General features: G+C 60.9%; 20 protein-coding genes and 1 pseudogene. 11 read left to right on the plus strand and 10 right to left on the minus strand.

The features are described from left to right. Positions 1–3 precede the first annotated feature (3 nt). From IB266_RS14630 to gcl, 6 genes are all read right to left on the minus strand, one after another. Positions 4–903, minus strand: coding sequence for an urea transporter (locus tag IB266_RS14630; protein WP_192261609.1), 900 nt, complete (start codon positions 901–903; stop codon positions 4–6). Between the two features lie 115 nt (positions 904–1018). Continuing rightward, complete coding sequence (gene pyk / locus IB266_RS14635) at positions 1019–2434, minus strand: pyruvate kinase (RefSeq protein ID WP_192261610.1); 1416 nt, start codon at positions 2432–2434, stop codon at positions 1019–1021. Then, positions 2424–3704 (minus strand): glycerate kinase, encoded by a 1281-nt coding sequence (locus tag IB266_RS14640; RefSeq protein ID WP_192261611.1) that lies wholly within the window; start codon positions 3702–3704, stop codon positions 2424–2426. The genes pyk and IB266_RS14640 overlap by 11 nt, the downstream gene beginning before the upstream one ends. 143 nt (positions 3705–3847) lie before the next feature. Further along, positions 3848–4738: a 2-hydroxy-3-oxopropionate reductase gene (locus tag IB266_RS14645; RefSeq protein ID WP_192261612.1), complete on the minus strand. Its 891-nt coding sequence runs from the start codon at positions 4736–4738 to the stop codon at positions 3848–3850. A gap of 155 nt (positions 4739–4893) precedes the next feature. Then, positions 4894–5676: a hydroxypyruvate isomerase gene (hyi, locus tag IB266_RS14650; RefSeq protein WP_192261613.1), complete on the minus strand. Its 783-nt coding sequence runs from the start codon at positions 5674–5676 to the stop codon at positions 4894–4896. Between the two features lie 136 nt (positions 5677–5812). Next, positions 5813–7588 (minus strand): glyoxylate carboligase, encoded by a 1776-nt coding sequence (gcl, locus tag IB266_RS14655; protein ID WP_060741149.1) that lies wholly within the window; start codon positions 7586–7588, stop codon positions 5813–5815. Positions 7589–7855: 267 nt separating this feature from the next. On the opposite strand from gcl, the gene IB266_RS14660 reads away from it, so the two are divergent. Together IB266_RS14660 and IB266_RS14665 are read left to right on the plus strand one after the other, a co-directional pair. After that, entirely contained in the window at positions 7856–8296 is a 441-nt protein-coding gene (locus tag IB266_RS14660) for a GlcG/HbpS family heme-binding protein (protein WP_192261614.1), read from the plus strand. Between the two features lie 212 nt (positions 8297–8508). After that, positions 8509–8964: pseudogene (locus IB266_RS14665) on the plus strand (REP-associated tyrosine transposase); the annotation flags it as partial. Between the two features lie 132 nt (positions 8965–9096). On the opposite strand, the gene IB266_RS14670 reads toward IB266_RS14665, so the two are convergent. Continuing rightward, positions 9097–9702, minus strand: a complete 606-nt coding sequence (locus tag IB266_RS14670) for a TetR/AcrR family transcriptional regulator (protein WP_014339596.1) — start codon at positions 9700–9702, stop codon at positions 9097–9099. 132 nt (positions 9703–9834) lie between these two features. Between IB266_RS14670 and IB266_RS14675 the strand changes: the two genes are divergently transcribed. Continuing rightward, positions 9835–10749: a DUF808 domain-containing protein gene (locus IB266_RS14675; RefSeq protein WP_192261615.1), complete on the plus strand. Its 915-nt coding sequence runs from the start codon at positions 9835–9837 to the stop codon at positions 10747–10749. A gap of 132 nt (positions 10750–10881) precedes the next feature. Here IB266_RS14675 and IB266_RS14680 read toward each other — a convergent pair whose 3' ends face one another. Together IB266_RS14680 and IB266_RS14685 are read right to left on the minus strand one after the other, a co-directional pair. Then, positions 10882–11670: a VacJ family lipoprotein gene (locus IB266_RS14680; RefSeq protein WP_192261616.1), complete on the minus strand. Its 789-nt coding sequence runs from the start codon at positions 11668–11670 to the stop codon at positions 10882–10884. After that, positions 11663–12961 carry a serine/threonine protein kinase gene (locus IB266_RS14685; RefSeq protein WP_060741153.1) on the minus strand — a complete coding sequence of 433 codons (1299 nt, stop codon included), beginning with the start codon at positions 12959–12961 and terminating at the stop codon, positions 11663–11665. The genes IB266_RS14680 and IB266_RS14685 overlap by 8 nt, the downstream gene beginning before the upstream one ends. Positions 12962–13385: 424 nt before the next feature. Here IB266_RS14685 and IB266_RS14690 point away from each other — a divergent pair, with 424 nt between their 5' ends. The 3 genes from IB266_RS14690 (at position 13386) to IB266_RS14700 (ending at position 16536) form a co-directional block, all read left to right on the plus strand. Beyond that, on the plus strand, positions 13386–14240 hold the full coding sequence (locus IB266_RS14690; RefSeq protein ID WP_072406463.1) for a glycine betaine ABC transporter substrate-binding protein: 855 nt from the start codon (positions 13386–13388) through the stop codon (positions 14238–14240). 329 nt (positions 14241–14569) lie between these two features. Further along, entirely contained in the window at positions 14570–14881 is a 312-nt protein-coding gene (locus IB266_RS14695; RefSeq protein WP_072406462.1) for a DUF485 domain-containing protein, read from the plus strand. After that, entirely contained in the window at positions 14878–16536 is a 1659-nt protein-coding gene (locus IB266_RS14700; RefSeq protein ID WP_192261617.1) for a cation acetate symporter, read from the plus strand. The genes IB266_RS14695 and IB266_RS14700 overlap by 4 nt, the downstream gene beginning before the upstream one ends. 265 nt (positions 16537–16801) lie before the next feature. Here the strand turns inward: IB266_RS14700 and gltA are convergent, their stop codons facing one another. Then, positions 16802–18091, minus strand: a complete 1290-nt coding sequence (gltA, locus tag IB266_RS14705; RefSeq protein ID WP_003204440.1) for a citrate synthase — start codon at positions 18089–18091, stop codon at positions 16802–16804. Between the two features lie 365 nt (positions 18092–18456). On the opposite strand from gltA, the gene sdhC reads away from it, so the two are divergent. The 5 genes from sdhC (at position 18457) to IB266_RS14730 (ending at position 24779) form a co-directional block, all read left to right on the plus strand. Beyond that, positions 18457–18831 (plus strand): succinate dehydrogenase, cytochrome b556 subunit, encoded by a 375-nt coding sequence (gene sdhC, locus IB266_RS14710; RefSeq protein ID WP_003179220.1) that lies wholly within the window; start codon positions 18457–18459, stop codon positions 18829–18831. Continuing rightward, positions 18825–19193, plus strand: coding sequence for a succinate dehydrogenase, hydrophobic membrane anchor protein (sdhD, locus tag IB266_RS14715; RefSeq protein WP_003204438.1), 369 nt, complete (start codon positions 18825–18827; stop codon positions 19191–19193). Before sdhC ends, sdhD begins: the two co-directional genes overlap by 7 nt. A 3-nt stretch (positions 19194–19196) precedes the next feature. After that, positions 19197–20969 (plus strand): succinate dehydrogenase flavoprotein subunit, encoded by a 1773-nt coding sequence (gene sdhA / locus IB266_RS14720; RefSeq protein WP_060741157.1) that lies wholly within the window; start codon positions 19197–19199, stop codon positions 20967–20969. Between the two features lie 11 nt (positions 20970–20980). Continuing rightward, complete coding sequence (locus tag IB266_RS14725) at positions 20981–21685, plus strand: succinate dehydrogenase iron-sulfur subunit (protein WP_053123967.1); 705 nt, start codon at positions 20981–20983, stop codon at positions 21683–21685. Positions 21686–21947: 262 nt separating this feature from the next. Beyond that, positions 21948–24779, plus strand: coding sequence for a 2-oxoglutarate dehydrogenase E1 component (locus IB266_RS14730; RefSeq protein ID WP_192261618.1), 2832 nt, complete (start codon positions 21948–21950; stop codon positions 24777–24779). The last annotated feature ends 20 nt before the right edge of the window (positions 24780–24799 follow it).

The following is a 24799-nucleotide window of genomic DNA, read 5'->3' on the forward strand; positions in this document are numbered from 1 at the left end:
GAATCAGCGAAGCCTAGGGTGATTGTCCCGTACAGCGCAAGGCGCGATGTCGAGGCTGGCCTGACGCCACGCCCGGCCGGTGGCCTGGATCAGCCAGCAGGCGAGGATGAACGGCGCTGTCAGGGGAGGCAGGCCTAGGGCGGTAAAGCCTGGCGTGAGCATGACCGCCAGGACGATGCCCATCAGCGGCAGCCATGGGCGGCGCTGTTGGCTGAGGGCCAGCGCCACCAATACCGGGTTGTAGCCGCCCAGCCCGGACAGGGCGGTTGCGTTTTCATGCTGCGATAGGGTGAAGGCCAGGCCGACCGCGGAAGCGAACAATGCCCAAGCGCCGGCGCGCCGGTTGGCCAGCAGCAGACCGACGGCGATCAGCGCGCCGGCCGCTGGGTGGCCGAGAAACATGACCTGGCCCAGTCCGCTCAGAAGCGCGGCCAGCAGGTTGGGCAGGGTCATTTCAATCGAGGTGGCGGCGGGCTGCGGCAGGGTGAAACCCATCAGCAGCCAAGCCAGCCCGACAAAGGGCGCGGTGTAGGCGGGCAGGCAACGAGGGCCTCGGGTGTGCTTGAGCCATTGCTGGGTCAGCATCGCGCTGAGGCCACCCGCGGCGATGATCAACGGTGGCAACAGGACGGACCAGGGCAACGCCAGGCTCAGCAGCAGGCCCAGCAGGATGCCGTTGTAGCTGAACAGCCCGGCTTGCCGGTCGGCCTTGGGGTAACCGCGTCGCTGGGCCGTCAACAACCCGGCCACACCGCCGAGCAACGCGCCGCCGAACAGGGCGGGCGCCGTGAGCAGAATCGCCAACAGGCACAGCAGGCCGCACAGCGGATGGCGCTGGAGAAAGACTTGGCTGAAGCCGTTGAGCAGGGCGGTGGCCCAGTCGGGGCAGTGGGTGTTGGGCATGGTAGGTGTGTGTCAGAGGGACCGAGTCGACTTCATCGCGAGCAAGCTCGCTCCCACAAGGGCACCGCAGCCCCCTGTGGGAGCGAGCTTGCTCGCGATGAGGCCAGTACAGACGCTAGATCAACGTCTCGATGCGCAGCGAATTGGTCGACCCCGGCTGCCCGAACGGTACGCCCGCGGTGATCAGCAAGGTATCGCCACGCTGGGCCATGCCTTGGGCCTGGGCGATTTCCAGGGCGGTGGAACAGACTTCGTCCACCTGCTTCAACCGATCATTGACCACCGAATGCACGCCCCAGGCCACCGTCAGGCGGCGGGCGGCCTGCAGGTTCGGCGTGAGGTTGAGGATCGGCACCGTCGGCCGTTCCCGCGCCGCGCGCAGGCTGGAGCTGCCTGATTCGCTGTAGTTCACCAGCACCGCCACCGGCAGGATGCTGCTGATGCGCCGGATCGCGCAGCTGATGGCATCCGACACCGTGGCCTCGGCTTTCGCTCGGCTGACGTCCAGTTGCGCCTGGTAGTCGGGACCGTTTTCCACCTGGCGGATGATCTTGCTCATCATCTGCACGGCTTCAAGGGGGTAATCCCCTGAAGCGGTTTCCGCCGACAGCATCACCGCATCAGCCCCCTCGGCCACGGCGTTGGCAACGTCAGTGACTTCGGCGCGGGTGGGCGCCGGGGAAAAACGCATCGACTCGAGCATCTGGGTGGCCACCACCACCGGTTTGCCCAGGGCGCGGCAGGTGCCAATGATGTTTTTCTGAATCTGCGGCACGCTTTCGGCCGGGACTTCGACCCCCAGGTCGCCGCGGGCGACCATGATCGCGTCGCTCAATTCGGCGATTTCCCGCAGTTGGGTCACCGCCGACGGTTTCTCGATCTTCGCCATCAGGAACGCCTTGTTGCCGATCAGCGCGCGGGCCTCGCGGATGTCCTCGGGCCGCTGCACGAACGACAACGCTACCCAGTCCACGCCCAGCTCCAGGCCGAAACTCAAGTCGCGCCGGTCCTTGGCGGTCAACGGGCTCAGGTCGAGCACGGCCTGGGGCACGTTCACGCCTTTGCGGTCCGACAGCTCGCCGCCGTTGAGCACTTCGGTGTCGATGGCATCGCGGTGCCTGGCGGTCACGCGCAGGCGCAACTTGCCGTCGTCCAGCAGCAGGTCCATGCCGGGCTCCAGGGCCGCGATGATTTCCGGGTGGGGCAGGTTGACCCGGCGTTGATCACCCGGCGTCGGGTCCAGGTCCAGGCGCAGGGCCTGGCCCCGTTGCAGCAGGACCTTGCCGTCGGCGAATTGGCCAACCCGCAGCTTCGGGCCTTGCAGGTCCATCAGGATGCCCAGGGGGTAATTGAGCTGCTGCTCGACGTCACGAATCCACTGGTAGCGCTGGGCGTGGTCGGCATGGTCGCCGTGGCTGAAGTTCAGGCGGAAGATGTTCACGCCGGCCTGTACCAGCTCGCGGATGTCATCGATGCCACGGGTGGCGGGGCCGAGGGTCGCGAGGATCTTGACCTTTTTATCAGGCGTCATGTTGGGGGTTCTCGAGGATCAGGATGGCGCGAAAGTCGTTGACGTTGGTGCGGGTCGGTTCAGTGACGATCAGCGCATCCAGGGCGGCGAAGTAGCCGTAGCCATTGTTGTTATCCAACTCGTCGCTGGCGCACAGGCCCCGTTCGGTGGCGCGGCGATAGCTGTCCGGGGTCATGAGGGCGCCGGCGTTGTCTTCGGAACCGTCGATGCCGTCGGTGTCGCCAGCCAGTGCATAAATGCCGGGATGGCCCTTGAGGCTGTCCGTCAGGCTCAGCAGGAATTCGGCATTGCGCCCGCCACGGCCATCGCCGCGCACGGTGACGGTGGTTTCGCCGCCGGAGAGAATCACGCACGGCGCCGCCAGCGGCTGGCCGTGCAAGGCGATTTGCCGGGCAATGCCGGCGTGGACTTTCGCCACCTCCCGGGATTCGCCTTCCAGGTCGCCGAGGATCAACGGGCTGAAACCGGCTTGGCGAGTCTTCACGGCTGCGGCTTCCAGGGATTGCTGGGGACGGGCGATCAATTGGAAGTGGCTGCGGGCCAGGCTCGGGTCGCCGGGCTTGACGGTTTCCGACGCTGGGCTGTGCAGCCAGTCGCGCACCGATGCCGGCACATCGATGCGGTAGCGCTGGAGAATCGCTAGGGCTTCGGCCGATGTACTGGGGTCGGCCACCGTGGGGCCGGATGCGATGACCGTGGCCAGGTCGCCCGGCACATCGGAAATCGCGTAGGTGTACACCGTCGCCGGCCAGCAGGCCTTGCCCAGGCGCCCGCCCTTGATTGCCGAGAGGTGCTTGCGCACGCAATTCATCTCGCCGATGGTCGCACCGGACTTGAGCAAGGCTTTGTTGATCGATTGCTTGTCGGCCAGGGTGATGCCTTCGGCTGGCAAGGCGAGCAGGGCGGAGCCGCCGCCGGACAACAGAAAGATCACCCGGTCGTCTTCGCTGAGATTGCTCACCAGCTCCAGTACTCGCTGGGCCACGGCCAGGCCCGCGGCGTCAGGCACCGGGTGGGCGGCTTCCACTACTTCGATTTTCTGGCAGGGCGCGCCATGGCCGTAGCGGGTCACCACCAGGCCGGACACCTCACCCTGCCAGCAGCGCTCGACCACTTGCGCCATGGCCGCCGCGGCCTTGCCGGCGCCAATGACGATCACTCGGCCGCTGCGGTCGCTGGGCAGGTAGTGTTCAAGGACGTGGTGCGGATGGGCCGCATCGATGGCTGTGGCAAACAGCTCGCGCAGCAGTTGTTGCGGATCGACCGACATGGCGGGCTCCCGGTTTTTATTATTAGTGTTGATGCGAACCCTGTGGGAGCGAGCTTGCTCGCGATAGCGGCTTTACATTCAGCAACGATGTTGGCTGGGCCACCGTTATCGCGAGCAAGCTCGCTCCCACAGGGGGGCAGGGTCTATTTGTCGCGAATCGAGAAATTGGCCATATGCTCCAACCCCTTGATCAGCGCCGAGTGATCCCAGTTGCTGCCGCCAATGGCCGCGCAGGTGCTGAACACTTGTTGGGCGTTGGCGGTGTTGGGCAGGTTGATGTTCAGCTCCTTGGCGCCTTGCAGGGCCAGGTTCAGGTCCTTCTGGTGCAGGCTGATGCGGAAGCCCGGGTCGAAGGTGCCCTTGATCATGCGTTCACCGTGCACTTCGAGGATCTTCGACGACGCGAAACCGCCCATCAGTGCTTCACGGACCTTGGCCGGGTCGGCACCGTTTTTCGCGGCGAACAACAACGCTTCGGCCACCGCCTGGATGTTCAGGGCGACGATGATCTGGTTCGCCACTTTGGCGGTCTGGCCATCGCCATTGCCGCCCACCAGGGTGATGTTCTTGCCCATGGCCTGGAACAGCGGCAGGGCACGCTCGAAGGCGGCGTTGTCGCCACCGACCATGATGCTCAGGGTCGCAGCCTTGGCACCGACTTCACCACCGGAGACCGGGGCATCGAGGTACTGCGCGCCTTTTTCATTGATCTTCGCCGCGAACGCCTTGGTGGCGGTGGGGGAGATCGAACTCATGTCGATCACCACCTTGCCCGCGCCCACGCCCGCCGCCACGCCGTCGGCGCGGAACAGCACGTCGTCGACCTGCGGCGTGTCCGGGACCATGACGATGATGAACTCGGCTTCCTGGGCCACTTCCTTCGGGTTGGCCAACGCCACCGCGCCACCGGCCAGCAGGTCGGTCGGAGCCGCGTCGTGGTGCTGGGACAGGAACAGGCTGTGACCGGCCTTTTGCAGGTTCAGTGCCATGGGGTGGCCCATGATGCCGGTGCCAATGAATCCGATTTTAGCCATGGGAAAATCCTCTTGTTTTTGTATTGCTTCAAGCAAATGAGGGAGTGCTTTTCTGTGGGAGCGAGCTTGCTCGCGATGACGGTGTGTCAGCCAGGAAATGAGTGACTGGACTGACGCCATCGCGAGCAAGCTCGCTCCCACAGGGGGAAACTGCGTCAGATCGCGTTATGGGTTTTCAGCCAGCCCAGGCCTGCTTCGGTGGTGGTCAGCGGCTTGTATTCACAGCCGACCCAACCCTGGTAGCCGATGCGGTCCAGGTGTTCGAACAGGAAGCGGTAGTTGATTTCCCCCGTGCCCGGCTCGTTGCGGCCCGGGTTGTCCGCCAGTTGCACATGGTTGATCTCGCCCAGGTGTGCCGATAGGGTCCGGGCCAGGTCACCTTCCATGATCTGCATGTGGTAGATGTCGTATTGCAGGAACAGGTTGGCGCTGCCCACCTGCTCCCGGATCGACAAGGCCTGGGCGGTGTTGTTCAGGTAGAAGCCAGGAATGTCGCGGGTATTGATGGCTTCCATCACCAGCTTGATGCCTTTGGCCTGCAACTTTTCGGCGGCGTATTTCAGGTTGGCGACGAAGGTTTTCTCCACCAGGGTTTCACTGCAGTTCTGCGGACTAATCCCCGAGAGGCAGTTGACCTGCGTGTTGCCCAGCACCTGGGCGTAGGCGATGGCCAGGTCGACACCGGCGCGGAACTCCTCGACCCGATCCGGCAGGCAGGCAATGCCGCGCTCGCCCTTGGCCCAGTCGCCGGCCGGCAGGTTGAACAGCACTTGGGTCAGGCCGTTGGCGTCGAGCAAGGCCTTGAGTTCGGCGGAGCTGTAGTCATAGGGGAACAGGTATTCGACACCACTGAAGCCAGCCTTGGCGGCGGCTTCGAAACGGGCGAGGAAATCCTGCTCGGTGAACAGCATGGACAGGTTGGCGGCGAAACGCGGCATGGTGGTCTCCTGTGAGTATTTATCAGGCCCCCTGTGGGAGCGAGCTTGCTCGCGATAGCGGTGTGTCTGCTTGCATCCAGGTTGAATGTAGCGCCGTCATCGCGAGCAAGCTCGCTCCCACAGGGACGCCGGTCGGTCAATCGAGCAACGAAATGGCGGTCGGTGCATCGTTGCCCACAAGCGCCAAGTCTTCAAACTCATTGACGGCATTGATCTCGGTGCCCATGGAGATGTTGGTCACCCGCTCCAGGATGATCTCGACGATCACCGGCACCTTGAACTCCTCGATCATCGCTTGGGCCTGGCGCAGCGCCGGTTGGATACCAGCCGGTTCGAACACCCGCAGCGCCTTGCACCCCAGGCCCTCGGCCACGGCAACGTGGTCCACGCCATAGCCGTTGAGTTCCGGGGCGTTGAGGTTGTCGAAGGACAGTTGCACGCAATAGTCCATGTCGAACCCGCGCTGGGCCTGGCGAATCAGGCCCAGGTAGGAATTGTTCACCACCACATGGATGTAGGGCAGCTTGAACTGCGCACCCACCGCCAGCTCTTCGATCATGAACTGGAAATCATAGTCGCCCGACAGCGCCACGACCTTGCGGCTCGGATCGGCCTTGACCACCCCCAGCGCCGCCGGAATGGTCCAACCCAAGGGACCGGCCTGGCCGCAGTTGATCCAGTGGCGTGGTTTGTAGACGTGGAGGAACTGCGCCCCGGCGATCTGCGACAGGCCGATGGTGCTGACGTAGCAGGTGTCCTTGCCGAACACCTGGTTCATTTCTTCGTACACCCGCTGTGGCTTGACCGGCACGTTGTCGAAGTGAGTCTTGCGCTGCAGGCTGGCCTTGCGTTGCTGGCAGTCCTGCAGCCAGGCGCTACGGTTTTTCAGCTTGCCGGCGGCTTGCCATTCGCGGGCCACTTCGATGAACACCGTCAAGGCCGAGGCGGCGTCGGAAACGATGCCCAGGTCGGGGGTGAAGACACGGCCGATCTGGGTCGGCTCGATGTCCACATGAATGAACGTGCGGCCTTCGGTGTAGACGTCCACCGAACCGGTGTGACGGTTGGCCCAGCGGTTACCGACGCCCAGCACCACGTCGGACTTGAGCAAGGTCGCATTGCCGTAGCGGTGGGACGTTTGCAGGCCGACCATGCCGACCATCTGCGGATGATCGTCGGGAATGGTGCCCCAGCCCATCAGGGTAGGGATGACCGGGATACCGGTCAGCTCGGCGAACTCCACCAGCAGGTCGCTGGCATCGGCGTTGATGATGCCGCCGCCGGCCACCAGCAATGGACGCTCAGCCTGATTGAGCATGGCCAGGGCTTTCTCGATCTGCACGCGGTTGGCCGCGGGTTTGGCCAGCGGCAGCGGTTGATAGGCGTCGATGTCGAACTCGATCTCGGCCATCTGCACGTCGAACGGCAGGTCGATCAGCACTGGGCCCGGGCGGCCGGAGCGCATCTCGAAGAACGCCTTCTGGAAGGCATACGGCACCTGGCCCGGCTCCAGCACGGTGGTTGCCCACTTGGTCACGGGTTTGACGATGCTGGTGATATCCACAGCCTGAAAGTCTTCCTTGTGCATGCGGGCGCGGGGGGCTTGCCCGGTGATGCACAGAATCGGGATCGAATCGGCCGAAGCGCTGTAGAGCCCGGTCACCATATCGGTGCCGGCCGGGCCCGAAGTGCCGATGCATACACCGATATTGCCGGCCTTGGTCCGGGTGTAACCCTCGGCCATGTGCGAGGCGCCTTCAACGTGGCGAGCGAGGACATGATCGATGCCACCCACCTTCTGCAGGGCGGAGTACAGCGGGTTGATCGCGGCACCCGGGATGCCGAAGGCCGTGTCCACGCCTTCACGGCGCATCACCAGAACGGCGGCTTCGATTGCTCTCATTTTGCTCATGGTTTTGTGCCTCTTACGTTTTGTAATTGTATACAAGTGGCTTTGTGCAGAGTGTATTCATGGCGAACGACGCAGGTCAATCCATTTCCTCAAGCGCCTGTTTCATTCGTCGGAAGACCAGGTTTTGCTGCTGTTCTTCATCAATTCAGGCGATTTGTGAAAATTATTGTATACAAAAATATGTGGTGTTGTGTTCTATTTGTGAGGTTCGGTTTTTCTGAAAGTGAAGCCGCAAGGCTTTTCCATAACAAAAGAAGGACAGCACCCATGAGCGTTCTAACCTTGAAAATCGCCGTCAACCTGGCCGGGCAAGCCCTTGCCGCCGGTCGTGAAATCAGCGCTGCGCCCTTGACCGTCGCGGTCCTGGACAGTGGCGGACACCTGATTGCCTTGCAGCGCGAAGACGGCGCCAGCCTGCTTCGCCCGCAGATCGCCATCGGCAAGGCCTGGGGCGCTATCGCCCTGGGCAAAGGCTCGCGCCTGCTCGCCCAGGACGCCCAACAACGCCCGGCGTTCTTTACCGCTTTGAATGGGTTAGGGCAGGGCAACGTCGTACCGGCCCCGGGTGGGGTATTGATCAGGGATCAGGACGGGAGGGTGCTGGGGGCGATTGGTGTCAGTGGTGATGTTTCGGATGTGGATGAGCAGGTGGCGGTCAGGGCGGTGGAGGCGTTGCGGTTGAGGGCGGATGTGGGGGTGGTTGCTTGATTTTGGGGTGAATGGACTGGCGCTATCGCGAGCAAGCTCGCTCCCACAGGGTTTGATGCCGGACACATAGTGTCTAAATACCGCAAACCCAGGGTGGGAGCGAGCTTGCTCGCGATGACGATCTGTCAGACACATCCAGCCAAGAGTCAGCCCGGCATCCAAAAATCAACGGGCCTAGCCTTTGATGACCTGATTATTGGAGAGGCGAAGGAATGCCTGATCTACCTGCTTCACATCGCTTGCGCATTGGTCGTTACGGTGAGTTGAGTCGAATCTATTTATTGACCACTAACACGGTTGAGCGAAAGCCGATTTTCCAGGACTTCGCTTTAGGCAGATTGGTCGTTGAACAATTTCGGTGTGCCCAGGATAAGAAATGGGCGAAGTCATTGGCTTGGGTGGTTATGCCTGATCACTTCCATTGGTTGATCGAATTGCAGCAAGGCTCGTTGAATGAGTTGATGCAAAAAACTAAGTCCTTGAGTGCTCGGGCGGTGAACCTGTCCACTGGACGACAAGGTAGCCTGTGGCAACAGGGATACCATGACCGAGCGCTGCGGCGCGAGGAGGACTTGGTCAAGCTCGCTCGCTATGTTGTCGCCAACCCGCTGCGGGCAGGTCTGGTGACGCGATTGGGTGACTATCCACTGTGGGATGCAATATGGGTTCAATCTGAAGTCGAGGTGCCTTCAATCGCGAGCAAGCTCGCTCCCACAGGGTTGATGCTGGACACATGATGTCTAGACACCGCAAACCCAGTGTGGGAGCGAGCTTGCTCGCGATTGAAGGCAACTCGGTCTTCAGTCTGGCTCACACCCCTTCAACACCAACCGAATGATCGTCTGCGCCGCCGCTTCGTAATCCGCTTCATCCAGCTTCGCCTTGCCGGTCACGGCGCTGATCTGCCAGTCGAAATCGGCATAGGTCTGGGTGGCGGCCCAGATGCTGAACATCAGGTGGTTGGGGTCGATGGGGGCGATCTGGCCGCGGTCGATCCAGGTCTGGATGCAGTCGATGTTGTGCCGGGCCTGGGCGTTGAGTTGTTCCACCAGATCGGGGCTCAGGTGGGGGGCGCCGTGCATGATTTCGCTGGCGAAGACTTTCGAGGCGAAGGGCAGGTCGCGGGAGATGCGGATCTTGGAGCGGATGTAATGGCTCAGCACCTCGCCGGGCACGCCGTCGGCATTGAACGGTGTCGAGGCCTGGAGAATCGGCTCGATGATGCTTTCCAGCACTTCGCGGTAAAGGTTTTCCTTGGATTTGAAGTAGTAATAGACGTTGGGTTTGGGCAGGCCTGCCTTGGCCGCGATGTCGCTGGTCTTGGTCGCGGCGAAGCCCTTGTCGGCAAATTCTTCGCTGGCGGCACGCAGGATCAATTCTTTGTTGCGCTCGCGGATTGTGCTCATAAACCCAGGGGTTCCTTGCCTGTTCTGGCGGTGGCGCATGGTAGCACCGGCTTCGCGCGGCGCTCAAGAATGCCCCAAGGCGCCGCGGCTCGCGGTATGCTGCGCGGCATTATTATTCAAGGAGCCCCCTCCATGGCTGGAAGCAGTTTGCTGGTACTGATCGACGACATCGCCACCGTGCTCGACGATGTGGCGCTGATGACCAAGATGGCCGCCAAGAAAACCGCCGGCGTGCTCGGCGATGACCTGGCGCTCAACGCCCAGCAAGTGTCGGGTGTGCGTGCCGAGCGGGAGCTGCCAGTGGTGTGGGCGGTGGCCAAGGGGTCGTTCATCAATAAATTGATCCTGGTGCCGTCGGCGCTGGCGATCAGCGCCTTCGTTCCTTGGTTGGTGACGCCCTTGTTGATGGTGGGCGGCGCCTATTTGTGTTTCGAAGGGTTCGAAAAACTCGCCCACAAGTTCCTTCACAGCAAGGCCGAGGACCAGGCCGAACATGCGCAACTGGTCGAGGCGGTGGCGGATCCGGCGGTCGATCTGGTGGCCTTTGAAAAGGACAAGATCAAGGGCGCGGTACGCACTGACTTCATTCTCTCGGCCGAAATCATCGCTATCACCCTCGGCACCGTCGCTGATGCACCGCTGACCCAGCAGGTGATCGTCCTGTCGGGCATCGCCATCGTCATGACCGTTGGCGTCTATGGTCTGGTGGCCGGGATCGTCAAGCTCGATGACCTGGGACTCTGGTTGACGCAGAAGCCAGGCCAGGCCGCCAAAAGCATCGGCGGTGCGATCCTGAGGGCGGCACCCTACATGATGAAAAGCCTGTCGGTGATCGGCACCGCGGCGATGTTCCTGGTGGGCGGTGGCATCCTGACCCATGGTGTGCCAGTGGTGCATCACTGGATCGAAGGCGTGGCAGCCAGTGCCGGTGGTGCCGGGTTTATCGTGCCGACGTTGCTCAATGCCGTGGCCGGGATCGTTGCTGGGGCGGCGGTGTTGGCGGGGGTGATGGTGGTTGGCAAGGTTTGGAAAGCGCTGAAAGGCTAAGACTGGCAACCCATGACAACTGTGGGAGCGAGCTTGCTCGCGATGAGGGCCTGACATTCAACATTTATGTTGTCTGACAGAGCGCTATCGCGAGCAAGCTCGCTCCCACAGTGGGTTTGGGGTGGTCGAAAGTTACTCGGCGATCTGCAACTTGCGCGACTCGGTGTACACGTACCGCACCTTTTCATACTCGAACGGCGTGTTCAGTTGGCCATAGCGGAAGCTGGTCTGGTAGCGCTTGTCGACGCCGCGCAGGAGCAGCAACTCCGGGTGGTTGGAGCTGACTTCGGCGACGTTGAGGAAGTTGATCGCCGATTCGGCCGTGTAGTCCACCAGCAGGCCCGAGGTGTCGCGCAGGTTCGACGGGCCGAAGATCGGCAGTACGAAATACGCGCCGCCTGGCACGCCGTAGAAGCCCAGGGTCTGGCCGAAGTCTTCGCTCTGGCGTGGCAGGCCCATGGCGGTGGCCGGGTCCCACAGGCCGGCGATGCCCACAGTGGTGTTGAGCAGCAGCCGCGCCGTGGTTTCCATTGAACGCTTGCCCTTGAACTGCAGCAGGCTGTTCATCAGGTTCGGCACGTCCCCCAGGTTGTTGAAGAAATTGCTGACCCCGGTGCGCACGAAGCCAGGGGTAATGTAGCGATAGCCATCGACGACGGGCAGGAAGACCCATTGGTCGAAGCGGTAGTTGAAGTGATAGACCCGGCGGTTCCAGGATTCCAGCGGGTCATAGACGTTCAACGCGTTGAGGGTCGAGCGCTCGAACTCGCGCTGGTCCAGCCCCGGGTTGAACTTGAGTTTGGTCAGCGGTTCCTTGAAACCGTCCGAATCCACCACCACAGGCGCGTTGGCTTTGCTGTTGTCGGCGTGGACCATGCCCGCACTCATTAACGCAGCGATAAGCAGCAGATATTTAGCCACGGAAAAACTCCAGCATGGCGTCGCTGTTGACGCGGTAGTTAAGGTTGCCGCAGTGGCCGCCCAGCGGATAAACCGTCAGGCGATCGCCAAAGGTCTTGCGCAGGAAGCCCAGGTCGCCCGGGCCGAGAATGACGTCGTCGGCATTGTGCATGACGGCAATCTTCGGGCTGTCGTGCAGGTAATCCTTCAGCGCGTACAGGCTGACCTGGTCGACCAGTTGCAGCAGGCTGCCGCCGTCGGTGCGCGCGCGCCACATCGGGATCACCTGCTCGGTGAGGTAACAGTCGAAATCGCATTGCAGCGCACGCTTGAGGAACGGCGTCAGGCTGGTGCTTTCGGTGATCGGGAACTTGGGTGGGATGATCAGGCCGCGACGATTGATCAGGTCCGAGGTGAACGCGATGTCGGCCGCCGAGAAACGGAACGAGGTGCCGATCAACATCGCCATCTGTTCATTGCTCAAGTGCTGCTTGGACTGTTGGAAGTCGTAGAGCAGGGCGTCGTTGAGGTCGATGTAGCCTTTTTGCTGGAAGTAGCGGGTCAGCTTGTTCAGCACCAGCTCATAGAAGGTCGTGGTGCTGTTGATGCCCTTGACCTCGGTCTGGACCAGTTTGTCCAGGTTGGTGATCGAGGTATAGAGGTTCACCGGCGGGTTCAGCAGCAGCACTTTCTTGAAATTGAAGCTGCGCCGGGTTTCGTCCAGGTGGGCGACAAAGGCCGCATCCAGGGCGCCGAGGCTGTAGCCGGTCAGGTAGTACTCGGTCACCGGCAGCTTGGGGTTCTGCGCGCGCACGGCCTGCATCACCCGGTACATGTCCTCGGCGTCTTCCTTGGAAATGCCCGGCGTGGCAAAGCGCGAAGCAGCACTCATGAAGTCGAAACTGGTGGGCGAAGACAGCTGCACCACGTGGTAGCCGGCCTTGTAGTAGAGGCGCTTGAGGTATTCGTTGAGGGTGCTGTCGTAGCGCGCACCGGTGCCGGCGATCAGGAAGATCAGCGGCGCGGGCTTGTCCTGGGTAGCCATGCGGTAGGTGAGACTTTTTACCGGCCAGAAGTTGTCCGGCAGGATGAACTCGCGTTCCGGGCGCAGGGTCAGGCTGTGGTCCGCCTGATTGATGTCTTCGATCAGCGGCAGCTCCGGACGCAGGTCCGGCGGCGTGGTGGCGATGGTCGCCTCGAACGGGTTGGTCAAGGGGTAGCCATAGCTGGCGGCGTCAATATCTGCCGCCAGCGCGGACGCACTCAGGATAAGGCCGCCGAGGAGGGCAGCGAAGCGCAAGGAACGGAGCATGACTGGATCCCTTAGAGGAAGGTGCCGAATGAAGTTCGCAGCCTATGACCACCGAAGCGGAGCCAAGTGCCATGATGGGCACAAAACAGGCACGGACGGGGCGCGATAGTAGCGGGACGATACACGGTCATGCGCAGTGGCGGCTAGTTATCTGGCATTTACCGGATTTGGCCTGCAAATCTCACGTGTGAGGAAGCGCCAATTGCCCGGAAACAGTAGCTGGCGTTCTGATGTCGTTTCTCGTTGCTTCGACGTCGCAGACAGAGCAGGTTCAGGAGCGGCACAGGTTGATGATCGATCCTGTCAGTACTCCACTGGCGTTCAGACCGGTTTGAGGGCGAGCGTGATGGGGGCGCTGAGCATCATAACTATACGTTGACGCCGCCCGGCATCCGTCGGGCGCAGCACTTTCGGGGAAGTAACGATGAAGATGCGACGACTCTTGGGCGCAGGTGCCGCACTGGTACTGGCCATCAGTTCCACCTTGGCCAGCGCCGAAACCAAAACCCTGAGCATCGGTTACGTTGACGGCTGGTCCGACAGCGTCGCGACCACCCACGTGGCCGCCGAAGTGATCAAGCAAAAACTCGGTTATGACGTGAAGCTGCAAGCGGTCGCGACCGGGATCATGTGGCAAGGCGTGGCCACCGGCAAACTCGACGCGATGTTGTCGGCCTGGCTGCCGGTGACCCACGGCGACTACTGGACCAAGAACAAGGATCAAGTGGTCGATTACGGCCCCAACTTCAAGGACGCAAAAATCGGCCTGATCGTGCCGGAGTACGTCAAGGCCAAGTCGCTTGAGGATCTCAAGACCGACGACTCCTTCAAGAAGCGCATCGTCGGCATCGACGCCGGTTCAGGCGTGATGCTCAAGACCGAACAGGCAATCAAGGATTACGACCTGACCGGTTATCAACTCAAGGCCAGTTCCGGCGCCGGCATGATCGCCGAGCTGACCCGTGCCGAGAAGAAAAACGAATCCATCGCGGTCACCGGTTGGGTACCGCACTGGATGTTCGCCAAGTGGAAACTGCGCTTCCTGGAAGACCCGAAAGGCGTCTACGGCGCGGCTGAGACTGTAAACAGCATCGGCAGCAAGGAGCTGGGCACCAAGGCCCCGGAAGTGGCCGAGTTCCTGAAGAAATTCCAGTGGGCGTCGAAAGACGAGATCGGCGAAGTCATGCTGGCGATCCAGGAAGGCGCCAAGCCGGACGCCGCTGCCAAGGACTGGGTCGCCAAGCACCCGGACCGCGTGAAGGAGTGGACCGGCAAGTAATCAACCCGATTTAGCTGGTTCGCGAAGCCGCATGACGTTGTGTCATGCGGTTTTTTTGTGCCTGCAATTCCTGGGTTCTACACCGAGCCCTGTGAGAGCAAGGCCTGTGGGAGCAAGGCTTGCCCGCGATGGCATCGCCTAGGTCTCAAGTTCAAGCGAGGTGCCTGCATCGCGGGCAAGCCTTGCTCCCACAGGGGGGATTACGAGTAATGTGCGGAAAACTGGCAAAACCGTCATGTCGTTCTAATACTAAGGTCGTCTGGAACCTGGCCTTGAGCCGCATAGAGTAGAGTCGTTCCAATTAAATCTGTGCTGCGAGGATAAAAACAATGAACGACAGCATTTACCTCTCGATTCAAAACAGCCCGCGCTTCAAGGAGCTGGTGAGAAAAAGGGAAAAGTTCGCCTGGATTCTCTCGGCGATCATGCTTGGGCTGTATTCCGGCTTCATTCTTCTGATCGCCTACGGGCCACACATTCTCGGGGCCAAGATCACGCCTGAGTCCACCATCACCTGGGGTATTCCCATCGGTGTCGGCCTGATTCTCTCGGCCTTCGTCCTGACCGGTATCTACGTGCGACGTGCCAACGGCGAGTTCGACGACCTGAACAATGCGATTCTCAAGGAGGCTCAGCAATGATCCGGCGTCTACTGGCTCTATTGAGCATCGCAGCGTTCGCACCAGGCGCCTGGGCGGCTGACGCCATGACCGGTGCCGTGCAGAAACAACCCCTCAACGTCGCGGCTATCCTGATGTTCGTGGCCTTCGTCGGCGCGACTTTGTATATCACCTACTGGGCGTCCAAGAAAAACAACTCGGCGGCCGATTACTATGCGGCCGGCGGCAAGATCACCGGCTTCCAGAACGGCCTGGCAATCGCGGGCGACTACATGTCGGCGGCGTCCTTCCTGGGTATTTCCGCGCTGGTGTTCACGTCCGGGTATGACGGCCTGATCTACTCCATCGGCTTCCTGGTGGGCTGGCCGATCATCCTGTTCCTGATCGCCGAGCGCCTGCGTAACCTGGGTAAATACACGTTTGCCGATGTGGCGTCCTATCGCCTGGGCCAAACCCAGATCCGTACCTTGTCTGCCAGCGGTTCGTTGGTGGTGGTGGCGTTCTACCTGATCGCGCAAATGGTCGGTGCCGGCAAGCTGATCCAGCTGCTGTTCGGCCTGGACTACCACGTTGCGGTGATCCTGGTGGGTATCCTGATGTGCCTCTACGTGCTGTTCGGCGGCATGCTGGCCACCACTTGGGTGCAGATCATCAAGGCGGTCTTGCTGCTGTCGGGTGCTTCGTTCATGGCGTTGATGGTCATGAAGCACGTCAACTTCGACTTCAACATGCTGTTTGCCGAGGCGGTGAAGGTTCACCCTAAAGGCGAGGCGATCATGAGCCCCGGTGGCTTGGTGAAGGATCCGATCTCGGCCTTCTCCCTGGGCCTGGCGCTGATGTTCGGTACTGCTGGCCTGCCGCACATCCTGATGCGCTTCTTCACCGTGAGCGACGCCAAGGAAGCGCGCAAGAGCGTGCTGTATGCCACCGGCTTCATCGGTTACTTCTACATCCTGACCTTCATCATCGGCTTCGGCGCGATCCTGTTGGTCAGCACCAACCCGGCCTTCAAGGACGCGGCAGGTGCCTTGCTGGGCGGTAACAACATGGCGGCGGTGCACCTGGCCAACGCCGTGGGCGGCAGCATCTTCCTGGGCTTCATCTCGGCGGTAGCCTTTGCCACCATCCTGGCGGTAGTGGCGGGCCTGACCCTGGCCGGTGCCTCGGCGGTGTCCCATGACCTGTATGCCAGCGTGATCAAGAAAGGCAAGGCCAACGAGAAGGACGAGATTCGCGTCTCGAAAATCACCACCATCGCCCTGGCGGTGCTGGCGATCGGCCTGGGTATCCTGTTCGAGAAGCAGAACATCGCGTTCATGGTGGGCCTGGCGTTCTCCATCGCGGCGAGCTGCAACTTCCCGGTACTGCTGCTTTCGATGTACTGGAAGAAACTGACCACTCGTGGCGCCATGATTGGTGGCTGGCTGGGCCTGGTCAGTGCCGTGGGCCTGATGATCCTCGGTCCGACCATCTGGGTACAGATCATGGGTCACGAGAAGGCGATCTTCCCGTATGAATACCCGGCGCTGTTCTCGATGGCCATTGCCTTCGTCGGCATCTGGTTCTTCTCCATCACCGACAAGTCGGCTGAAGGCGCAAACGAACGGGCGCTGTTCTTCCCGCAGTTCGTGCGTTCGCAGACTGGCCTGGGGGCGAGTGGGGCGGTTAACCATTGATGTAGTGATAAGAGCTTGAAGAGATACCCCGGTCGAGAGGCCGGGGTATTTTTTTGTGCCGGGTTTAAGGGGGCCAGGGCTGCCGTCATCGCGAGCAAGCTCGCTCCCACAGGGGATTGGGTTCCAGTGTGGGAGCGAGCTTGCTCGCGATGGCGCCAGTCCGGCCGCCACTGCATAAAAGGAGGCACAAACAAAACAGCCCCCGCTCTTATATAAGAAGCGGGGGCTGTTTCAATGCAGCTTGGGACCTATCGCAAGGCAGGTCTTACTTGCGGTCTTCCAGCTGGGTGATGTCACGCGACTCGTAGCCGGTGTACAGCTGGCGCGGACGGCCGATCTTGTACGGGCTGGAGAGCATTTCCTTCCAGTGGGAGATCCAGCCGACGGTCCGCGCCAGGGCGAAGATCACGGTGAACATGCTGGTTGGAATGCCGATCGCCTTGAGGATGATCCCCGAGTAGAAGTCGACGTTCGGGTACAGCGAGCGCTCGATGAAGTACGGGTCGGTCAGGGCGATCTCTTCCAGGCGCATGGCCAGTTCGAGTTGCGGATCGTTCTTGATCCCCAGTTCCTTGAGCACTTCGTCGCAGGTCTGCTTCATCACGGTGGCGCGCGGGTCGCGGTTCTTGTAGACCCGGTGACCGAAGCCCATCAGCTTGAACGGATCGTTCTTGTCCTTGGCCTTGGCGATGAACTTGTCGATGTTCGAGACATCGCCGATTTCATCGAGCATGGTCAGCACCGCTTCGTTCGCACCGCCGTGGGCAGGGCCCCAGAGTGCGGCGATACCGGCGGCGATACAGGCGAACGGGTTGGCACCCGAGGAGCCGGCCAGGCGCACGGTGGACGTGGAGGCGTTCTGCTCGTGGTCGGCATGGAGGATGAAGATCCGGTCCATGGCCTTGGCGAGCACCGGGCTGATCGGTTTGATCTCGCACGGGGTGTTGAACATCATATGCAGGAAGTTCTCTGCATAGGTCAGGTCGTTGCGCGGGTACATCATGGGCTGGCCCATGGAGTACTTGTAGACCATGGCTGCCAGGGTCGGCATCTTCGCCACCAGGCGGATCGCGGAGATTTCGCGATGCTGGGGGTTATTGATATCCAGGGAGTCGTGGTAGAAGGCCGAGAGAGCGCCGACAACGCCGCACATGACGGCCATCGGGTGGGCATCGCGACGGAAGCCGTTGAAGAAGGTCTTCAACTGCTCGTGAACCATGGTGTGGTTCTTCACGGTGCTGACGAACTGGGCCTTTTGCTCTGCGGTCGGCAGCTCGCCGTTGAGCAGCAGGTAGCAGGTTTCCAGGTAGTCCGATTTTTCAGCCAGTTGCTCGATCGGGTAGCCGCGGTGCAGCAGGATGCCGTTGTCGCCGTCGATGTAGGTGATTTTCGACTCGCACGAGGCGGTCGACATGAAACCTGGGTCAAAGGTGAAACGGCCCGTGGCCGTCAGGCCCCGTACGTCGATTACATCGGGACCAACGGTGCCGGTTAAAATGGGCAGCTCGACGGGGGCTGCGCCCTCGATGATCAACTGCGCTTTTTTGTCAGCCATGTGGCCTCCTATTAATGCTTGAAATCATCAGACAGACCCCCCACGCAGGGCCCGCACCACTATAGTGAGATAAATCCGAAAGTCAATTTGCCTAAAGTCTTGCTCCAGAAGGCTTTAACCGCACTTTTTCCGCGAAATTGCCTGCCGTTTACGCCTTTTGCGCCATATGTGCAATGCGCTATTAGGGGAAGGTGAACGCGTTGTCATTAGTAGCCTAACTGTCTATACTCGGCCACCGACCGCCAGGGGCTTTTGGGCCTGCTTTCTTGGGGGTCGTCACTCCCTGGGTGGTGAGTACCTGACCAGTGCGCGCCCCAACAACTTTGCCCTGATTGTTAGGGGCTCTTCAGTGTGAAAAAAAAGCCGTGAAAAGCCAACGACCTGTAAACCTAGACCTAAGGACCATCAAACTCCCAGTCACTGCTTACACGTCCATTCTTCACCGTATTTCCGGTGTCATCCTCTTCGTCAGCCTGGCCATCATGCTTTATGCATTGGACAAGTCGCTCGATTCGGAAGAAGGCTTCGGTCAGGTGAAAGCGTGTCTGACCAGTCCGCTAGCCAAGCTAGTGATTTGGGGCATCCTGTCCGCCTTGCTGTATCACTTGGTCGCCGGTGTGCGCCACTTGATCATGGACATGGGCATCGGTGAGACGCTGGAAGGCGGCAAGCTGGGCTCGAAAATCATTATCGCCGTGTCTGCGGTGCTGATCGTTCTGGCAGGAGTCTGGATATGGTAACCAACGTCACGAACCTTTCGCGTTCGGGCCTCTACGACTGGATGGCCCAGCGTGTGTCTGCGGTCGTTCTCGCGGCTTACTTCATTTTCCTGATCGGATATGTCGTGGCAAACCCTGGCCTGGGCTATGCCCAATGGCATGAACTGTTCGCAAACAACTGGATGCGTATCTTCAGTCTGCTGGCACTTGTCGCACTGGGCGCTCACGCCTGGGTCGGCATGTGGACCATCGCGACCGACTACCTGACGCCCATGGCGTTCGGCAAGTCGGCGACTGCCGTACGTTTCCTTTTCCAGGCAGTATGCGGCGTTGCGATGTTCGCTTACTTCGTCTGGGGTGTGCAGATTCTCTGGGGTATCTGATCCATGGCTAACATTCCAACGATTTCTTTCGACGCCATCATCATTGGTGGTGGCGGTGCCGGCATGCGCGCAGCGCTGCAACTGGCACAGGGCGGTCACAAGACTGCCGTGATCACCAAGGTTTTCCCGACGCGTTCGCACACTGTTTCCGCCCAGGGTGGCATCACCTGCGCCATCGCTTCGGCCGACCCGAACGATGACTGGCGCTGGCACATGTACGATACCGTCAAGGGTTCCGACTACATCGGTGACCAGGACGCTATCGAATACATGTGTCAGGAAGGCCCGGCCGCGGTGTTCGAGCTGGACCACATGGGCATGCCCTTCTCGCGTACCGAGCAAGGTCGTATCTACCAGCGTCCGTTCGGTGGCCAGTCCAAGGACTACGGCAAGGGCGGCCAGGCTGCGCGTACTTGCGCGGCGTCCGACCGTACCGGTCACGCACTGCTGCACACCCTGTACCAGGGCAACCTGAAAGCCGGTACCACGTTCCTGAACGAGTACTACGCCGTCGACCTGGTGAAGAACCAGGACGGCGCCTTCGTCGGTGTGATCGCGATCTGCATCGAAACCGGCGAAACCACCTACATCCGCGCCAAGGCCACCGTACTGGCGACCGGCGGTGCAGGCCGTATCTACGCATCCACCACCAATGCCCTGATCAACACCGGTGACGGCGTCGGCATGGCCCTGCGTGCTGGCGTGCCGGTACAAGACATCGAAATGTGGCAGTTCCACCCGACCGGCATCGCCGGCGCCGGCGTACTGGTGACCGAAGGTTGCCGTGGTGAAGGTGGTTACCTGATCAACAAGCACGGCGAGCGTTTCATGGAACGTTATGCGCCGAACGCCAAGGACCTTGCCGGTCGTGACGTTGTGGCTCGTTCGATGGTTAAAGAGATCATCGCCGGCAACGGCTGTGGCCCGAATGGCGACCACGTGATGCTCAAGCTCGATCACCTGGGCGAGGAAGTGCTGCACAGCCGCCTGCCAGGTATCTGCGAGCTGTCCAAGACCTTCGCCCACGTCGACCCGGTCGTCGCGCCGGTTCCAGTGGTTCCAACCTGCCACTATATGATGGGCGGCGTTGCCACCAACATCCACGGCCAGGCGATCACCCAGAACGGCGAAGGCGTGGACGAAATCATCCCTGGCCTGTTCGCAGTGGGTGAAGTGGCGTGCGTATCGGTCCACGGTGCCAACCGCCTGGGCGGCAACTCGTTGCTCGACCTGGTGGTCTTCGGTCGCGCTGCCGGCCTGCACCTGGAGAAAGCGCTGACCGACGGTATCGAATATGACGATGCCACCGATGCCAACATCGAAGCTGCCCTGGCGCGTCTGTCCGCTCTGAACGAGCGTACCGAAGGCGAAGACGTGGCAACCCTGCGTCGCGAGCTGCAGAACTGCATGCAGAACTACTTCGGTGTGTTCCGTACCGGCGAATACATGCAGAAGGGTATCGCCCAGCTGGCGCAATTGCGTGAACGAATCGCCAACGTGAAGATCAACGATAAGTCGCAGGCGTTCAACACTGCCCGTATCGAAGCGCTGGAATTGCAGAACCTGCTGGAAGTGGCCGAAGCCACCGCCATCGCCGCAGAAGTGCGTAAAGAGTCCCGTGGTGCCCACGCCCGCGAAGACTTCGAAGACCGTGACGACGAAAACTGGCTGTGCCACACCTTGTACTTCCCGGGTGAAAAACGCGTCGCCAAGCGTGCCGTGAACTTCTCGCCGAAGACTGTTCCGACTTTCGAACCAAAAGTCCGGACTTATTAAGGGTGACCGCTATGTTGCAAGTCAGTGTTTATCGCTACAACCCTGATCAGGACGCTGCGCCGTTCATGCAGGACTTCCAGGTCGATACCGGTGGTAAAGACCTGATGGTGCTGGACGTGCTGGCCCTGATCAAAGAGCAGGACGAGGGTTTTTCCTATCGTCGCTCTTGCCGCGAGGGCGTTTGCGGCTCCGACGGCATGAACATCAATGGCAAGAACGGCCTGGCCTGCATCACGCCGCTGTCGGCCGTGGTCAAGGGCAACAAGCTGGTGGTTCGTCCATTGCCAGGTTTGCCGGTTATCCGTGACCTGGTCGTCGATATGAGCATCTTCTACAAGCAATACGAGAAGGTGAAGCCATTCCTGCAGAACGACACGCCGGCTCCGGCCATCGAGCGTCTGCAGTCTCCGGAAGAGCGTGAAAAGCTCGACGGTCTGTACGAGTGCATCCTGTGCGCTTGCTGCTCGACCTCGTGCCCATCCTTCTGGTGGAACCCGGACAAGTTCCTGGGCCCGGCCGCCCTGCTGCAAGCGTACCGCTTCCTGGCAGACAGCCGTGACACCAAGACGTCCGAGCGTCTGGCTTCGCTGGATGACCCGTTCAGCGTATTCCGCTGCCGCGGGATCATGAACTGCGTCAACGTCTGCCCGAAAGGCCTGAACCCGACTAAGGCCATCGGTCACATTCGTAACATGCTGCTGCAAAGCGGCGTGTGATTCAGCTGCTGTACCCGTAGGACCGTTGTACCCGTAAAGGCCAGGGCGCGGGCTTCAACCCGCGTCTTGGCTATAACCAGAACAGCCGCTCACAAAGCGGTGGTTCTTATTTTGAAGAAATGAGACAAGCAGGGGCATCCGGGCTGGTACCCGGACTATCAGCGTGATCCTAAGTGGCTTGTTTTAGTCGCTGCACTCGGACTTCTGCAAGTTTGCTCGGTGTTTTCGCCGGTGGTGTTCCCCTAATCGAGGGTGACCAAGCATGCAAGAAAGCGTGATGCAGCGCATGTGGAACAGTGCCCACCTCTCCGGTGGTAACGCTGCCTATGTGGAAGAGCTCTACGAGCTCTACCTGCACGACCCTAACGCTGTGCCAGAAGAATGGCGCACCTACTTTCAGAAGCTACCGGCCGACGGTAATTCTGCCACTGATGTTTCGCACTCGACGATTCGCGATCATTTCGTGTTGCTGGCAAAGAACCAGCGCCGCGCCCAACCGGTGTCTGCCGGCAGCGTGAGCTCCGAGCACGAGAAGAAGCAAGTTGAAGTATTGCGACTGATCCAGGCCTACCGGATGCGTGGCCACCAGGCAGCCCAGCTTGACCCGCTGGGGCTGTGGCAGCGTCCTGCACCTGCAGACCTGTCGATCACTCACTACGGCTTGACCAATGCCGACCTTGATACGACCTTCCGTGCCGGCGACCTGTTCATCGGCAAAGAGGAAGCGAGCCTACGCGAAATTCACGAAGCGTTGCAGCAGACATATTGCCGCACCATCGGCGCTGAATTTACGCACATCACCGATTCCGAGCAGCGCCAGTGGTTCCAGCAGCGTCTGGAAAGCGTTCGTGGCCGTCCGACGTACTCCGCCGACATCAAGAGCCACTTGCTCGAGCGCGTCACCGCCGGTGAAGGCCTGGAGAAATACCTGGGCACCAAGTACCCGGGTACCAAGCGTTTCGGCCTGGAAGGCGGCGAAAGCCTGATTCCGATGCTCGACGAGCTGATCCAGCGTTCCGGTTCCTATGGCACCAAGGAAGTCGTCATCGGCATGGCCCACCGTGGCCGCCTGAACGTACTGGTCAACACCTTCGGCAAGAACCCGCGCGAGCTGTTCGACGAGTTCGAAGGCAAGAAGAAGGTCGAGCTGGGTTCCGGTGACGTGAAATACCACCAGGGCTTCTCGTCCAACGTGATGACCAGCGGCGGCGAAGTCCACCTGGCCATGGCGTTCAACCCGTCTCACCTGGAAATCGTTTCCCCGGTGGTCGAGGGTTCGGTCCGCGCCCGCCAGGATCGTCGCAACGATCCGACCGGCGAGAAGGTGCTGCCGATTTCCATCCACGGTGACGCGGCATTCGCCGGTCAGGGCGTGGTCATGGAAACCTTCCAGATGTCGCAGACCCGCGGTTTCAAGACCGGCGGCACCGTGCACATCGTGATCAACAACCAGGTTGGCTTCACCATCAGCAACCCGGAAGACTCGCGTTCCACCGAGTACGCGACCGACGTCGCGAAAATGATCCAGGCGCCGATTCTCCATGTGAATGGCGATGATCCGGAAGCCGTGTTGTTCGTGACCCAGTTGGCCATCGACTACCGCATGCAGTACAAGCGCGACGTGGTGATCGACCTGGTCTGCTACCGTCGTCGCGGCCACAACGAGGCCGACGAGCCAAGCGGCACCCAGCCCCTGATGTACCAGCAGATCGCCAAGCAGCGCACCACCCGTGAGCTGTATGCCGAGCGCCTGACCCTGGGCGGTGTTCTGGATGCCGCCCGCGTCCAGGAAAAAGTCGATGAATATCGCAATGCCCTGGACAACGGCCTGCACGTGGTAAAAAGCCTGGTCAAGGAACCGAACAAAGAGTTGTTCGTGGACTGGCGTCCATACCTGGGCCACGCCTGGACCGCGCGTCACGACACGCGTTTCGACCTCAAGACCCTGCAGGAACTGTCCGCCAAGCTGCTGGAAATCCCGGAAGGCTTCGTGGTCCAGCGCCAGGTCGCGAAGATCTACGAAGACCGGCAGAAGATGCAAGCCGGCGGCCTGCCGATCAACTGGGGTTACGCCGAAACCATGGCGTACGCGACCCTGGCGTTCGAAGGTCACCCGATTCGCATCACCGGCCAGGACGTAGGCCGCGGCACTTTCTCGCACCGTCACGCGGCGTTGCACAACCAGAAAGACGCCAGCACCTACATCCCGCTGCAACACCTGTACAAGGGCCAGCCACGTTTCGACCTGTACGATTCGCTGCTGTCCGAAGAAGCCGTCCTGGCGTTCGAATATGGCTACTCCACCACCGAGCCCAATGCGCTGGTGATCTGGGAAGCCCAGTTCGGCGACTTCGCCAACGGTGCCCAGGTGGTTGTCGACCAGTTCATCACCAGCGGCGAGCACAAGTGGGGCCGTCTCTGCGGTCTGACCATGCTGTTGCCACACGGTTATGAAGGGCAGGGGCCGGAGCACTCCTCGGCACGTCTGGAGCGTTACCTGCAACTGTGTGCCGAGCACAACGTCCAGGTTTGCGTACCGACGACACCGGCACAGATCTACCACCTGCTGCGTCGTCAGGTCATCCGTCCGCTGCGCAAGCCGCTGATCGTGCTGACACCGAAGTCGCTGCTGCGTCACAAACTGGCGATCTCCACGCTCGAAGACCTGGCCGAAGGCTCGTTCCAGACCGTTATTTCGGAAATCGACACGCTGGACGCGGCGAAGGTGACTCGCCTGGTCCTGTGCAGCGGCAAGGTCTACTACGACCTGCTGGAAAAACGTCGTGCCGAAGGCCGCGAAGACATCGCCATCGTGCGTATCGAGCAGCTCTACCCGTTCCCGGAAGAAGACCTGATGGAGGCCATTGCGCCTTACACCAACCTCACCCACGTGGTGTGGTGTCAGGAAGAACCGATGAACCAGGGCGCCTGGTACAGCAGCCAGCATCACCTGCGTCGCAGTATCGGCAACCATAACAAGGCCCTGGGCCTGGAATACGCCGGCCGTGATGCTTCCGCTGCACCTGCGTGTGGTTATGCGTCGATGCACGCCGAGCAGCAGGAAAAACTGCTGCAAGATGCTTTCACTGTTTAAGCCTTCGTGCTGACTGAAAC

It is taken from the genome of Pseudomonas sp. Pdm06 (assembly GCF_014851795.1).
In the GTDB taxonomy this organism is placed as follows: domain Bacteria; phylum Pseudomonadota; class Gammaproteobacteria; order Pseudomonadales; family Pseudomonadaceae; genus Aquipseudomonas; species Aquipseudomonas fluorescens_AA.